Annotated in this window: 11 protein-coding genes; 7 read left to right on the plus strand and 4 right to left on the minus strand. The window is 70.2% G+C overall.

The genetic code is table 11. From position 1 onward, the window contains the following. Positions 1-105: 105 nt before the first annotated feature. A complete protein-coding gene (gene hrpA / locus ACUZ2Y_RS02745) occupies positions 106-4,014 on the plus strand; it encodes an ATP-dependent RNA helicase HrpA (RefSeq protein ID WP_476326540.1) in 3,909 nt (1,302 codons plus the stop codon). On the opposite strand, the gene ACUZ2Y_RS02750 is transcribed toward hrpA, so the two are convergent. Further along, on the minus strand, positions 4,011-4,349 hold the full coding sequence (locus ACUZ2Y_RS02750; protein WP_476326542.1) for a permease: 339 nt from the start codon (positions 4,347-4,349) through the stop codon (positions 4,011-4,013). The genes hrpA and ACUZ2Y_RS02750 overlap by 4 nt on opposite strands. Positions 4,350-4,497: 148 nt before the next feature. Here ACUZ2Y_RS02750 and ACUZ2Y_RS02755 point away from each other — a divergent pair, with 148 nt between their 5' ends. The 4 genes from ACUZ2Y_RS02755 to ACUZ2Y_RS02770 are packed head-to-tail and all read left to right on the plus strand — an operon-like array spanning position 4,498 to position 10,131. Next, on the plus strand, positions 4,498-6,570 hold the full coding sequence (locus tag ACUZ2Y_RS02755) for a CHAT domain-containing protein (protein ID WP_476326544.1): 2,073 nt from the start codon (positions 4,498-4,500) through the stop codon (positions 6,568-6,570). After that, the gene (locus ACUZ2Y_RS02760; protein ID WP_476326545.1) at positions 6,567-8,003 is read left to right on the plus strand and encodes an nSTAND1 domain-containing NTPase; all 1,437 of its coding nucleotides are present in this window, start codon (positions 6,567-6,569) and stop codon (positions 8,001-8,003) included. Before ACUZ2Y_RS02755 ends, ACUZ2Y_RS02760 begins: the two co-directional genes overlap by 4 nt. Next, positions 8,000-9,358 (plus strand): hypothetical protein, encoded by a 1,359-nt coding sequence (locus ACUZ2Y_RS02765; protein ID WP_476326547.1) that lies wholly within the window; start codon positions 8,000-8,002, stop codon positions 9,356-9,358. The genes ACUZ2Y_RS02760 and ACUZ2Y_RS02765 overlap by 4 nt, the downstream gene beginning before the upstream one ends. After that, complete coding sequence (locus ACUZ2Y_RS02770) at positions 9,355-10,131, plus strand: enoyl-CoA hydratase/isomerase family protein (protein WP_476326549.1); 777 nt, start codon at positions 9,355-9,357, stop codon at positions 10,129-10,131. Before ACUZ2Y_RS02765 ends, ACUZ2Y_RS02770 begins: the two co-directional genes overlap by 4 nt. 43 nt (positions 10,132-10,174) lie before the next feature. Here ACUZ2Y_RS02770 and ACUZ2Y_RS02775 read toward each other — a convergent pair whose 3' ends face one another. Continuing rightward, entirely contained in the window at positions 10,175-11,080 is a 906-nt protein-coding gene (locus tag ACUZ2Y_RS02775) for an anti-sigma factor RsbA family regulatory protein (protein WP_476326551.1), read from the minus strand. Between the two features lie 182 nt (positions 11,081-11,262). Here ACUZ2Y_RS02775 and ACUZ2Y_RS02780 point away from each other — a divergent pair, with 182 nt between their 5' ends. After that, positions 11,263-11,967, plus strand: coding sequence for a flavodoxin family protein (locus ACUZ2Y_RS02780; RefSeq protein WP_476326553.1), 705 nt, complete (start codon positions 11,263-11,265; stop codon positions 11,965-11,967). Between the two features lie 37 nt (positions 11,968-12,004). Then, entirely contained in the window at positions 12,005-12,799 is a 795-nt protein-coding gene (locus ACUZ2Y_RS02785) for an ion transporter (RefSeq protein ID WP_476326555.1), read from the plus strand. On the opposite strand, the gene ACUZ2Y_RS02790 is transcribed toward ACUZ2Y_RS02785, so the two are convergent. Together ACUZ2Y_RS02790 and ACUZ2Y_RS02795 are read right to left on the minus strand one after the other, a co-directional pair. After that, positions 12,793-13,050 carry a hypothetical protein gene (locus tag ACUZ2Y_RS02790; RefSeq protein ID WP_476326557.1) on the minus strand — a complete coding sequence of 86 codons (258 nt, stop codon included), beginning with the start codon at positions 13,048-13,050 and terminating at the stop codon, positions 12,793-12,795. The two genes, ACUZ2Y_RS02785 and ACUZ2Y_RS02790, sit on opposite strands and share 7 nt — an antisense overlap. Then, positions 13,047-14,234 carry a S8 family peptidase gene (locus tag ACUZ2Y_RS02795; protein WP_476326559.1) on the minus strand — a complete coding sequence of 396 codons (1,188 nt, stop codon included), beginning with the start codon at positions 14,232-14,234 and terminating at the stop codon, positions 13,047-13,049. Before ACUZ2Y_RS02795 ends, ACUZ2Y_RS02790 begins: the two co-directional genes overlap by 4 nt. Positions 14,235-14,382: the final 148 nt, after the last annotated feature.

Genomic DNA, 14,382 nt, shown 5'->3' on the forward strand with positions numbered 1-14,382 from the left:
AGCACACCCTGTGGGTGACCGTGGCGGACGATGTGAACGTTCTGTGGAGAAGGGACAGGCCGCCGGGTGAAACCCGCTTGAGGCATTGCCTAGGCTTGGGTCTCGATGACCACCGCCGCTTCTCTCTCCGACCTGCGTGAGCGCCTGCCCGAGCTGATGGTGCGTGACCAGCACCGGCTGGGGCGCAGGCTCGACGGGCTCCGCGGCCTGCGTGACGAGACGAAGCGGCAGGCGCTGCTGGCCAAGGTCGGCGCGGAGATCGAGACGGCGGCGCGGCGGGTCGCGGCGCGGCGGGCTTCGGTGCCGAAGCTGAAATATCCCGAGGAACTGCCGATCAGTCAGCGTCGGGCCGACATCCTCGCGGCGATCCGGGACAACCAGGTCGTGATCGTCGCAGGCGAGACCGGGTCCGGCAAGACCACCCAGCTGCCGAAGATCTGCCTCGAACTCGGCCGCGGCATCACCGGCATGGTCGGCCACACCCAGCCCCGCAGGCTCGCCGCGCGCACCGTGGCCGAGCGGGTCGCCGAAGAGGTCGGGACGCCGCTGGGGGAGAGCATCGGCTGGAAGGTCCGGTTCACCGACCAGGTCGGCGAGCGCACCCTGGTCAAGGTCATGACCGACGGCATCCTGCTCGCCGAGATCCAGAACGACCGCGACCTCACCCAGTACGACACGCTGATCATCGACGAGGCGCACGAGCGCAGCCTCAACATCGACTTCCTGCTGGGCTACCTGTCCCGGCTGCTGCCCAAGCGCCCGGACCTCAAGGTGATCATCACCTCGGCGACGATCGACCCGGAACGGTTCTCCCGGCACTTCGGCGACGCCCCGATCATCGAGGTCTCCGGCCGCACGTTCCCGGTCGAGGTGCGCTACCGCCCGCTGGTCGACCCCGAGGACCCCGACGCCGACCCGGACCGCGACCAGACCCAGGGCATCCTCGACGCCGTCGACGAGCTGTGCGCCGAGGGGCCGGGCGACATCCTGGTGTTCCTGTCCGGCGAGCGGGAGATCCGCGACACCGCCGACGCGCTCGCCGCGAGGAACCTGCGCAACACCGAGATCCTCCCGCTCTACGCCCGGCTGTCGAGCGCCGAGCAGCACCGGGTGTTCCAGCAGCACTCCAACCGCCGGGTGGTGCTCGCGACCAACGTCGCCGAGACCTCGCTGACCGTGCCGGGCATCAAGTACGTCGTCGACCCGGGCACCGCCCGCATCTCCCGCTACAGCAACCGGCTCAAGGTGCAGCGGCTGCCGATCGAGCCGGTGTCGCAGGCCTCGGCGAACCAGCGCAAGGGCCGCTGTGGCCGCACCAGCGACGGCATCTGCGTCCGGCTGTTCAGTGAGGACGACTTCCTCGCCCGCCCGGAGTTCACCGACCCGGAGATCCTGCGCACCAACCTGGCGTCGGTCATCCTGCAGATGAACGCCGCCGACCTCGGCGAGATGGCGGACTTCCCGTTCATCGAGCCGCCGGACAAGCGGCACATCGCCGACGGCGTCAACCTGCTCCACGAGCTCGGCGCGATCAACCCGGCGGAGACCGACTCCCGCAAGCGGCTGACCCCGCTGGGCCGCAAGCTCGCCCAGCTCCCGGTCGACCCGCGGCTGGCCCGCATGGTGATCGAGGCGGACAAGGCGGGCTGTGTCAGCGAGGTCATGGTGATCGCCGCCGCGCTGTCCATTCAGGACCCACGCGAGCGTCCACAGGAGAAGCAGCAGGCGGCGCAGCAGATGCACGCGCGGTTCGCCGACCCGGACTCCGATTTCATGACCTACCTCGCGCTCTGGGACTACCTGCGCGAGCAGCAGAAAGAGGTGTCGGGCAATCGGTTCCGGCGGCTGTGCAAGGCGGAGTTCCTGAACTACCTGCGGGTCCGCGAGTGGCAGGACATCCACAGTCAGCTGCGCCAGGTCGTCCGCCAGCTCGGCATCACCCCGAACGACACCAGGGCCGAACCGCGCAACGTCCACATGGCACTGTTGTCGGGTCTGTTGTCCCACATCGGTTTCCGCGACCCGGCGGCGAAGGACGGCAAGGACTACGTCGGTGCCCGCAACGCCCGGTTCGCGATCTTCCCTGGCTCGACGCTGGCGAAGAAGCCGCCGCGGTGGGTGATGGCCGCCGAGTTGGTCGAGACCTCCCGGCTGTGGGGCCGCATCGCGGCGCGCATCGAGCCGGAGTGGGTCGAGCCGATGGCCGAGCACCTGGTGAAGCGCACCTACAGCGAGCCGCACTGGGAAGCCAAGCAGGGCTCAGTCGTGGCCATGGAGCGGGTCACCCTGTTCGGCCTGCCGATCGTGGTGTCCCGCAAGGTCCAATACGGCCGGATCGACCCGGAGATGTCGCGGGACCTGTTCATCCGCAACGCCTTGGTCGAGGGCGACTGGCAGACCCGGCACCACTTCTTCCACGACAACCGCAAGCTGCTCGCCGAGGTCGAGGAACTCGAACACCGGGCCCGCCGCCGCGACATCATGGTCGACGAGGAGACGCTGTTCGCCTTCTACGACCAGCGGATCCCGGCTGAGGTCGTCTCCGGGCGGCACTTCGACACCTGGTGGAAGAAGACTCGGCACGACCAGCCGCACCTGCTCACGTACTCGAAGTCCATGCTGGTCAACGATTCAGCGAAGGACGTCGACGAGCAGGACTTCCCGGACACGCTGCGGCAGCACGGCCTGGCGCTGCCGCTGACCTACCGCTTCGAGCCGGGCCGCACCGACGACGGGGTCACCGCGAAGGTCCCGATCGCGGTCCTCAACCAGCTCCACGGTGACGGCTTCTCCTTGCAGGTCCCCGGTCTGCGCGAGGAGATCGTCACCGCGCTGATCCGGTCGCTGCCCAAACCGCTGCGGCGCAACTTCGTCCCCGTCCCGGACTTCGCCAAGGCCGTCGTCACCCGGCTCGGCGCCGAGGAGGAGTCGCTGCCGGAGGCGGTCGGCCGCGAGTTGCGCAAGCTGACCGGCGTCACCATCCCGCGCGACGCCTGGCAGATCGACGCCGTCCCCGCGCACCTGCGGACCACGTTCCAGGTCGTCGACGGCGAGAAGACCCTGGCCACGGGCAAAGACCTGATCGCCCTGAAAGACCAGCTCAAGTCCAAGCTGCGCCAGTCGCTCGCGGCGGCGTCGGTCGACCTGGAGCGGCGCGGGCTGACCGCGTGGACGATCGGCGCCCTGCCCAAGGTCCAGCGCACCGAGCAGAACGGCTTGGTCGTCACCGCCTACCCGGCGCTCATCGACGAGGGCGACACGGTCGCGGTGCGGATGCTCGACACCGAGACCGACCAGCGGCACGCGATGTGGCTCGGCACGCGGCGGCTCGTGCTGCTGGGTGTGCCCTCGCCGGTTAAACAGGTCGTGCGCACCCTGTCCAACCAGGCGAAACTCGCCCTGTCACACAACCCGCACGGCGGCGTCCCCGCCCTGCTCGCCGACTGCGTGGACTGCGCCGCCGACCACCTGATCGCCTCCGGCGGCGGCCCGGCGTGGGACGAGGCGGGCTTTGAGAAGCTGCGCGAACACGTTCGCGTCGGCCTGATCGGCACCACCCTCGACGTCCTCGACGGCGCCCGCAAGGCCGTCATGGCCTGGACTGACGTGCGCGCCCGGCTGGACCGCACGTCCGGCCCGATCTTCGTCGAAGCCCTGGCCGATATCCGCGAACAGCTCGCCGGGCTGATCTACCCGGGCTTCATCACCGCCACGGGCCGGTCCCGGCTGTCCGATGTGGAGCGCTACCTGCGGGGGATCGAACGCAGGCTGGACAAGCTTCCCGAGCGCCCGGACCGCGATACCTCCTGGATGCATCAGGTCCAGGACCTCGAGGACGCCTACCACGAGGCGCTCAACCAGCTCCGCCCCGCGGCCCGCGACTCGGCCAAGGCCCGCGAGGTGCAGTGGATGATCGAGGAACTGCGGGTCAGCTATTTCGCGCAGATGCTCGGCACGGCGGGCCCCATTTCCGACAAGCGGATCATGAAGGCCGTCCAGCAGCTCATCCCCTAGAGCTCACGCCTCGTCGCGGGGAGGTCCTGGATGTGCGAGGTCAACAGGGTGGTGATGTGCTCCATACCCGCGGCGAGCTGGGCGAATGCCTGCCGATTCTCGGCGTGATGACGGTCGACCTTGTGTGAGTGTTCCAGCTGGGTTTCACGGAGGGCGTTGAGTGTGGAGGTGTGTGCGCGAAGTTCGCCGCGCACCTCGGCCACGTCACGGTCGGCGCCGGAGGCCATCGCGCGAGCGGCGGCGGCGTTGTCACTGGCATGCTCAGCGAGTTCGCGGAGACTGGCGACCTCCCGTTCGAGGGAGCTCATGCGGCGTTCAAGCTGGTCATCGTTCACGACATAGATCGTACGGCCTCCGGGTTGGTCACGAATGGGCGACAACCTGCGCACTCTTGCGTACTGAGGGCTACTGGGTGAATGCTGATTTCTGCGTATCTGGAGCCTTGGTCCGCGCCTCTGCCATGTAGGGACGGAGGTGATCGGCGTGGCGGGTGACTATGCCGACCTCGAGTTCGGCCTGGTGTACGACTCGGAGCAGGACGCGTTCGATGTGAGCCTGCGGTACACCGGCGTGGACACAGTGGACTGGCCGGAGCACCCGGCCGACCTGCTGCGGATCGACCTGCCCGGGCTGGCCGATCTCGTCGACGACGACGAGGCCTACGCCGAGGCGCTGACCCGGATGGTGTTCGGAAACTCCGAGATCGCCCGCTTCTACGAGAAGGCGATGGCCGCCGCGCACACCGCGGCCGTGCATGTCCGGTTGCACGTGGACGGTCCGTCGAGGTTCCACTCGGTCCGCTGGGAGCTGTTGCGCGACCCGGTGTCGAACCACCCGATCGCCACGAACTCGACCGTGCTGTTCTCCCGGTACCTCTCCAGTGCCGACTGGCGCCCGGTTCCGGTGCGCAAGGCGAGCGAGCAGGTCGCGCTCGTCGTGGTGGCCGCGCCCAACGACGTGGGGGAGTACGCCCCGGGTGGCCGCGAACTCGCGCCGGTGGACCTCACCGGCGAACTGGACCGGGCCCGCGACGCGCTGAAGGGATACCGCACCGAGGCCATCGGCGGGGGCGGCACCGCGACCCTGGCCGCGATCTCCGCCCGCCTGCAGGACCGCGACGACCCTATCGACGTGCTGTACCTGGTCGCCCACGGCGCCCTCACGAAGGACGTGCCGCTGCTGTTCCTGGAGACCGCGGACGGCAAGGCCGACCCGGTGGACGCGCGCAGGCTCGTCGAGTCGTTCCAGCACTTGGAGACCAAGCCGATGCTGGCGGTCCTGATGTCGTGCCGCTCGGCGGGAACCGGGACCGCGTCCGACGACGGCGGCGCCCTCGCGGGGCTGGGGCCGCGGCTGGCGGGCGCCGGGATCGCCGCGGTCATCGCGATGCAGGGCGACGTCACCATGACCACCGCGCAGACTTTCACGGAGAAGTTCTTCGCCGAGTTCGCCGACGACGGCGTGGTCGACCGGGCCGTCGCCATCGCCCGCGCCGCGGTCCGGGACCGGCCCGACTGGTGGGTGCCGGTGCTGTTCTCCCGGCTGCGGTCCGGGCGCACCTACTACCGCACCGACGTCGGCCGCGAGACGTGGAGTTCGCTGGCGCTGATGATGCGCACCGGCCGGTTCACCCCGGTCCTGGGTCCCGGGTTCGCCGACGGCATCGTCGGGTCGCGGGTGGAGATCGCCCGCCGCTGGGCGCGCCGCTGGCAGATGCCGATCGCGCCGTCCGGGAAGGGCAATTTCGCCCAGGTCGCCCAGTACCTGCGGGTCGGCCGCTCACCCGGCGAGGTCCGCGCGTTCCTTCTCGACTACCTGATGAGCGACCTGCGGGAGAAGCGACGCCGAGCGGGCAGCCACGATCTGATCGCCGAGATCCCGCAGCACCTCCTCGACGGCGGCGACCCCGAGCCGGTGATCCTGGAACTGGGCAGGCTGCTGCGCGAGCGCGACCCGGACGAGCCGTACCGGGCGGCGGCGTCGCTGCCGGTGAAGGTCTACGTCACCACCGGGTGGACCGACCTGCTACAGCAGGCGCTGCGCGCGAACGAGCAGCCCAAGGACCCGGTCACGCTGTGCTTCCCGTGGAACGACACGGTCGAGCAGGTCGACCCGCACACGCTGGAGCCGCCGACCGTCGCGAAGCCGTGGGTGTACCACCTGTTCGGCAGGCTCGACAATCCCGACTCCGTCGTGCTGACCGAGGACGACCACTTCGAGTGGCTCACCGCGTGGATCGAGCAGCGGCCGTCGATCCCGCCCGCGGTGTCGGCGTCGCTGATGAAGAACTCTCTGATGTTTCTGGGATACCGGCTCGACGACTGGGACTTCCGGGTGGTGTTCCAGGGGATCAAGAGCTTCGGCGGCAGCTCCCGGCTGCGTGCCAACACCCACGTCGGCGTGCAGGTGCGCCCGGAGAGCCAGACCATCGAACCCGAGGCCGCCCAGCGGTACCTGGAGTCGTACTTCGGCGAGGACCGGGTCAGCCTGTTCTGGTCGGCCACCAAGGACTTCCTCCGCGAGCTGCGCGCCAACGCCGGGGGCGACGCGCCATGAGCGCCGACACGGCGCCGATCGTGCTGCCTGCCGAGAACCCGTACGTCGGGCCGCGCGCGTTCCGCCGCGACGAGCACCTGCCGAACCGGCAGCACGTCGCGCGGGAACTCGCCGACCTGGTCATCGCCGAGCGGGTCGTGCTGCTGCACGCGCCGTCCGGGGCGGGCAAGACGTCGCTGATCCAGGCGGCCGTCGCGCGGATGCTGCGCTCCGACGGCTTCCTGCCGACCACCCCGGCGCGGGTCGACAAGCCCGCGCCCGCGCGCGGCAACCGGTACGTGCACAGCATCGGCGTGGACCTGCTCGGCGCCGAGACACCCGGGCTGGACGACCTCACCGTCGGGGAGATCGTCGATCGCCTGGAGCCGCCGCTGCTCGACGGCACCGCCCGTGTCCTGGTGATCGACCAGCTTGAGGAGATCCTCGCGCTGGACCCGACCGACCGCGACGCCAAGGACGAGTTCTTCCGCCAACTCGGCGCCGCCCTGGCGGACGGCACGCTGTTCGCGCTGCTGGCGGTGCGCGAGGACTACATGGGTGGGCTGGACCGGTTCCTGCGGTTCCTGCCAGGCAGGCTGCGGGCGCGGCTCCGGCTCGACTTCCTCGACCACGACGAGGCACTCGCCGCCGTGCGCAGGCCCGCCGCCGAACAACGGGTGTCCTTTGTGGAAGGAGCGGCGGAGAAGCTGGTCGACCGGCTCGCCCGGGCCCGGGTCGACCGACCCGGCGGATCCGACCACTGGCTGCGATCCCCTTATGTGGAGCCATTCCAGCTGCAGGTCGTGTGCCGCACGCTGTGGCGGCTCACCGCGGCGCACAGCGAGAACTTCCACGAGATCGGCACGGGCGACGTCGAGCGCGTCAATATCGACCGGGCGCTGAGCCGCTACTACGGCAACGCCCTCGTCGAGCTGGAACGCGAGTTGGGCGTCGATCAGCGGGCGGTGCGCGAGTGGTTCGAGGACGAGCTGATCACCGCGCGCCGATTCCGGGCGCAGACGACCGACCCGCCGGTGCCCGGTGAGCTCGGGGTGCGCGTGCTCGACGCGCTGGAGGACGCGTACCTGATCCGCGCGGACACCCGCGCGGGCACGACTTGGTACGAACTGACCCACGACCGGCTGATCACCGCGGTCATCGACGCCAACACGGCGTGGCGGCACGCCACCCTGGAACCCTGGCAGGCGGCGGCCTACGACTGGCACCGCAACCAGCGGCAGAGCGCGTTCCTGCTCACCGGCGACGCGCTTCGGCTGGCCCCGAGACCCGCGGCGACCGGGCTGGCGGACGTGGAACGGGAGTTCCTGGTCCGCTCCTTCGGCGAGGCCGGGCTGGCGAGCGCGCGCGGGATCACCAGCAGGCTCGCGCTGCTGGCCGCGGCCGAGGCGGTGGTGATCGTGGTGCTCGCTGTGCTCCTGGTGGTGCTGACATGACGGAGCTGCCGGTCAACGGCGTCGACGCGGACACCGGCGGGTACCTGTTCGCGCCGGACACCGTCGAGGACCTGGCGGCGCTCGCGCGCGGTGAGAGCCCACCGGAGCGGCACGTCCGCGCACTGCGCAAGCGCGACCAGGCGCGGGAGCCGACGTTCGGCACCCAGTACGGGTTCGACCCGCGGGATTTGGCGTCGGTCGGCTGGGCGGTGGTCACCACCCCGGCGAGCCCGGTGCTCGACGCGCTGCGGCCGCTGCTGGACCTGCGCCGCACCCAGGCGGGCCCGCTCTACCGGGAGCTGGTCGTCGAACCGGGGGAGGACGACGCCGCGTTCCTGCGCCGCTACGGCGCCGGGCCCGGGCCCGCCGAGCCCGCGAGGGTGCCGTACTACCTGCTGCTGGCGGGCGACCCGGCCGAGTTGCCGTTCAGCCTGCAGTACCAACTCGACGTCCAGTACGCCGTGGGCCGACTGCACTTCGACACCCTCGACGACTACGCCCGCTACGCCGAGGCCGTCTTGGCGGCGGAGGGCATGTCGGAGGGCACAGCGCTCGATTCGCCGGGCATCCACCTGTTCGGCGTCCGCAACCCCGACGACCGGGCCACCACGCTGAGCGCGGCCAAGCTGGTCGAGCCACTTCGGACAGAACTCACGGGCCACGGGGTCACCGTCGGGTTCGACGTCGCCGAGCAGGCCACCAAGGCCCGGCTGGCCGCGCTGCTGGCCGAGCCGCACCCCGGCCGCGTCCTGTTCACCGCCTCGCACGGCATCGGCACGGCGAAGCCGGACATGCGCGAGATCCAGGGCGCCCTGCTCTGCCAGGACTGGCCGGGCCCGATGGCGGCGGCGCCACTGACCGCCGACCAGTACTTCGCCGGCGCCGACGTCACCGGGACGCCGACACCGGACGTGGTGTTCTCCTTCGCCTGCTACGGCGCCGGGACGCCCGCCGCGGCCGACTTCCCCCGCGGCCTGGACGCGGGCCGGGCGTTCGTCGCCCGGCTGCCGCAGCGGCTGCTGGCGGCCGGGGTGCTCGGCTTCGTCGGGCACGTGGACCGGGTGTGGAGCTGCTCGTTCCTGTGGAAAGGCGTCGACCCGCAGATCGCCACCATGGCCAGCACCCTGCGCGCCCTGCTGGCCGGGCAGCGACTCGGCGCGGCGATGGAGTACCTGAACCAGCGCTACGCCGCCATCGCCACCGAGTTGGTCACCCGCCTCGACGCCCTGCGCGGGCTCGGCCGCAAGATCGACGACGAGACCCTGGCCGCGCTCTGGACGGCCAACAACGACGCGCGGAATTACATTGTCCTCGGAGACCCGGCGGTCCGGCTGGGTGCCGGGAAGGGACCATGATCACCGTCGAAGCGCACGGCGACCTGGCTGTCCTGCGGCTCGACCACGGCAAGGTCAACGCACTCGACCTCGAACTGTGCGAGGCCATCAGCCGCACCGTCGGCAGCCTCGTCGCCGACGGCCTGATCATCACCGGCGCGGGCCAGGCCTTCAGCGCGGGCGTTGACCTCCGGCGCGTCGTGGAAGGCGGAGCGAACTACGTCGCTGACTTCCTGCCCGCCCTCAGCAAGGCGTTCCTGGCCATCTTCGACTGTCCACGACCGGTGATCGCCGCCGTCGGTGGGGCAGCGATCGCCGGGGGTTGCGTCATCGCCGCCGCCGCCGACTACCGAATCATGTCGGCCGGCCGGATCGGGCTCACGGAGCTGCTGGTCGGTGTGCCGTTCCCGGTGGCTGCCCTGGAAATCGTCCGCCACGCGGTCGGCCACCACGCCCAGCGGCTGATCAACACAGGCGCGGTGCTGGATGCCCAGGCCGCCATGTCGGTCGGGTTGATCGACGAGGTGGTGGGACCGGACGACCTACTCGACCGCGCCCTGACCCGCGCGAGTGCGTTGTCCCAAATTCCGCCTGCCGCTTTCGCGCTGACGAAGCGGCAACTGCATGGGCCCGCTCGCAGTCGGATCGAGGCGGCCAGGGGAGAGGACGACCCGAAGGTGACGGCACTGTGGCAGTCACCCAAGGCGCTTTCGAATATCGCCGACTATCTGGAGACACTGCGCCAGTCACGAGTCCAGCATTCGGGCGGCCGATGGATCCCCCGCGCCGATTGACCGGCCTGACCCACCCCAAACAGGCACACCCGGCAAAACAAGCTCAGGGCTTCGCCATGTGCAACCGCACAACAGTCCCCACAGCGGTCGACCGAATCCGAACCAGATCGCAGAGCTGGTTCGCCAGCCACACCCCACGCCCGCCGGGAACCGAAGGCGTCGGCACTATCCGCCCCACCAACGGGTCCATGATCTGCCCCCCATCACTGATCTCGCACACCACCGCGTACTTTTCGTCCCACACCCGCAGCGTCCCGCGTTCGCCGCCGTGGCAGATGCTGTTCGTGACGATCTCGTTGGTCGCCAGGGTCAGGTCCAGAGCCCGGGCGCGGGGCAGGCCGAAGCCGCTGGCTCGGATGGTCACCAGGTCCCGCAGTTCCGGCAGGTCGTCGAGGTTGAAGTGGGCGACGTCGGAAACCGTCTCGGGGTCGGGGAGGTCGCCCGCGAACTCGGTGTCGGCCAGTTTCGGGTCGAACCGGTCGCTCTGTCTGCGCTCCTCGCCCTCGATGACGACCGGGTGGCTCTGTTCGGCGTTGGCCAGGAACGCCGGATCCGTGGGGCACAGCAGGCGCAGGTCGGTGTCCTCGAAAGCCACGTTGACCAGCGCCTCGTGCAGCAGGGCCTCGGCGGTCTCCTCCTCGCTGCGGCCTGGCCAGGTGTGCTCGGTGACCGCCCGCGCGGGGCGGTCACCCGCGTCGGCGATCAGGGAGCGCAGGGCGGGAATGATGCGGGCCGGGTTGCGCCCGACCTTGGTCATGTCGAGGAACCGCACGCGGCCCGCGTCGGCGCTGAGCGCTTCCCGGAGGCCATCGATGGCGCCCGGCCGGACCAGCGCGAACACCGCCTCACCCGCGGCGACGCCCGCGCGCAGGAAGGCGCTAGTGCCCTCGAGGTAGCCGGCCTCATCGCGGTACACGAGAGCCTCGTGTGCGAAACCGGGTGCGCTCATGCGGTCGTCACGTCCTTTGCCGGTCCATGCGGGGCGTTGTCCTGTCTCCCAGGACGCGACGGGCGTACGCGAGTTGCCCGTCCTGCCAGGCAATGCGAAAGGGTACCCGCGGGCGGCCCGACCGGCGAGGTATGGCCGCGGGCGCGACACTGGGGCGTCGACGTGAAGGAAGAGAGACGCCGATGACGGACTTCGACGGCCTGCGCGCCCTGTTCATCAACTGCACCCTCAAGAGGTCACCCGAACAGAGCAACACCCAAGGGCTCGTCGACGCCTCCGCCGGGATCATGTCCACCAATGGGGTGTCGGTCGACCAGTTCCGGGCGGTCGACCATGACATCGCCACGGGTGTCTACCCGGACATGACCGAGCACGGCTGGGCGAGCGACGAGTGGCCCACGCTCACCGAGCGGGTGATGGCCGCCGACATCCTGGTCATCGCCGGGCCGATCTGGCTCGGCGACAACAGCTCGGTCACCAAACGGGTGATCGAGCGCCTCTACGCCCTGTCCGGCGTGCTCAACGACGTCGGCCAGTACGCCTACTACGGCCGGGTCGCGGGCTGTCTGATCACCGGCAACGAGGACGGGATCAAGCACTGCGCGCAGAACATCCTCTACAGCCTGCAGCACATCGGCTACGCGATCCCGCCGCAGGCCGACGCTGGCTGGATCGGTGAAGCGGGCCCCGGACCTTCCTATTTGGACAAGGGGTCGGGCGGCCCGGAGAACGACTTCACCAACCGCAACACCACGTTCATGACGTGGAACCTCATGCACCTGGCCCGGATGCTCCGCGACGCGGGCGGCTTCCCGGCGCAGGGCAACCAGCGCACCAAGTGGGACGCGGGCGCCCGCTTCGACTTCCACAACCCGGAGTACCGCTAGGTGGTCAGCTCCCGCCCGTCATGACATGTTTACGCGCATGGTCATCTCACTGGGGGCTTCGCCGAAGAAGCATCGGGTCAGCCTTGACGACTGGCTGATGCTGGCGCTGGCGGTCGTGGCTGTCGGGCTGCTGGCCTACCGGACGTTCTGGAAGCCCGCACCCGACGTCGCCACCCTCATCACCCGGATCGACTGGGCGCTGTGCGGGGTGTTCGCCGTGGAGTTCCTCTGGCGGTGGCGTTCAGCCGGCTTCACCGGCAGGTTCCTGCGGCTGAACTGGTATGACGTGATCGGCATGGTCCCCGTGTCGCATCTGGCCTTCCGCCTCTTCCGGCTGCTGCGGGTGTGGCGGATCGCGGTGATCATGACCCGGCTGCACATGCCGGTGGACCGCTCGGTCAGCGAGGAACTCGCCCACCGGGCCATGGGGCGCTTCGGCGGCCTGCTCATCGACGTGGTCAAGAAGCCGCTCACCGTCGCCGTGCTCGAAGAGGTCGTCTCCGTCCTGCGCACCGGCCACTACGCCCGCAACATCGCCGGCGCGCTGGAGGAGAACCGGGTGGAGATCCGGGAGATGGTGCTGGAGAAGCTCAAGCACGACCGGCAGGTCGGCAGGCTGCGGGTGCTGCCGTTCCACGACGAGATCGTCGGCGCGGTCACCGACGCGACCCTGCGGGTGGTCCTGGAGATGCTCGCCGACCCGCGCACCGACGAGCTGATCTCGGACATGCTGCGGGAGAACATCGCGCAGATCCGCCAGGCCGTCCGCGACGGCGCCCACAAGGACCTGCCCGAGTTCGCCCCCGCGGACGCCCCGAGGCGTGCCTACTGAACGTCGTCGTCCGGGTCCGGGATCTGGAACGCGGCCACCTGCGGCTCCACGAAGTCCACCCCGGTCACGTCCTGCACGGCGTGCAGCGCGTCGAGCGGCACCGAGCCGGTGATGGTGCCCACCGGCTCGATGACCTGCTCGACGTCCATCCCGGCCCGGCGGAGCTCGGCCACGACCTCGTCGACCCGGGACAGCCCGGCGTCGTCGAGGGTGACCATCACCCGCTCGAGCGGTTCGTCGATGTCGTTCATGGCGCCTGCACCAGCCCCGCTCCCACGTCGGTGGACGGCAGCGGCAGCCGCCGTGCGATCTGGGACAGTCTCGCCCACAACTCCCACGACCGCGCGCCGGTCGTCTGGGCGATGAGCGCCGCCACGCCCGCGACGTGCGGGGTGGCCATGCTGGTGCCGCTGATCCTGTTGTGCCCCAGCGGAGCGGGCCACGACGAGTACACGTCCACGCCCGGCCCGACGATGTCGACCTGGCCGATCTCGTCGACCGTGCCGCAGGAGAACCACGCCATCGCCATGTTCACGTCCACCGCGCCGACCGCCATGATCGACGGGCAGTTCGCCGGGTGGCCGACCGGGTTGATCCGGCCGTTCTGCCGCCGCGACTCGTTGCCCGCGGCCGCGATGATCAGCGTGCCCTGCGCCATCGCGCGGTTGGCGGCGCTCTCGTAGGTGCGCGAATACGGGTCGCCCGGGCGGGTGGCGGCGCCCAGGGACATCGACACGATCGGGCAGCCGTTGGTGATCGCCCACGCGATGCCGGCGAGGATGCCGCCGTCGGTGCCGGATCCGCGGTTGCTCAGCACCTTGCCCGCGAAGATCTCCGACTTGTGGGCCATCCCGTAGCCGGGGCCCTCCGCCGGGTCGCGCGGGCCGCACGCGGTGCCGATGCAGTGCGTGCCGTGGCCGTGGCCGTCCTGCACGTCCTCGCCCTGGATGAACGAGCTGGTCGTGACCGAGCGACCGGTGAAGTCGGCGTGGTTGACGTCGAAACCGGTGTCCAGCACGGCCACCCGGATGCCCTCGCCGGTCGCCGCGCTCAGCTGCGCGCGCACCGCCTGCGTGCCCCAGGTGAACTGGCTCTCGTCGACCGCGAGCGGCTCCTCGGCGGGCAGCGCGCTGATCGCGTACACCCGTCGCTCCGGCTCAACCAGTGACAGCGGACCCGGCTCGTGCGCCGCGCGGTCCAGCGCGGCCAGTTGGTCGGGATCGGCGTTGACGATGGCGATGCCGAGTTCGCGCAGCACCAGCCCTTCGGTGCCTTGGAAGTCGACTTCCGCGTCCTCGGTGTCGGCGTTGCTGGCGGCGCGGATGCCCGCCACGTCGCCCATCTGACGGGTGCCCTCGTCGACCGCGTGGTCCTCCATCAGCACCAGATAGCGCCCAGTCGTGCCGCCCTGCGGCGTGTCCTGCGGATCGGTCATGGTCCCGGCCCCTCTCCCAGCGTGCTCCCACCTGCTTATGTGATCGGCCCACCACCAGGGTATGTAACGGAGGTCACACAATTGGTCGCACAGGCCGTCCACACACGGAATTCACCCGGTCGCCGAAGCCGGTGCGATTAATGTCGTG

Source organism: Actinokineospora sp. UV203 (genome assembly GCF_056323665.1).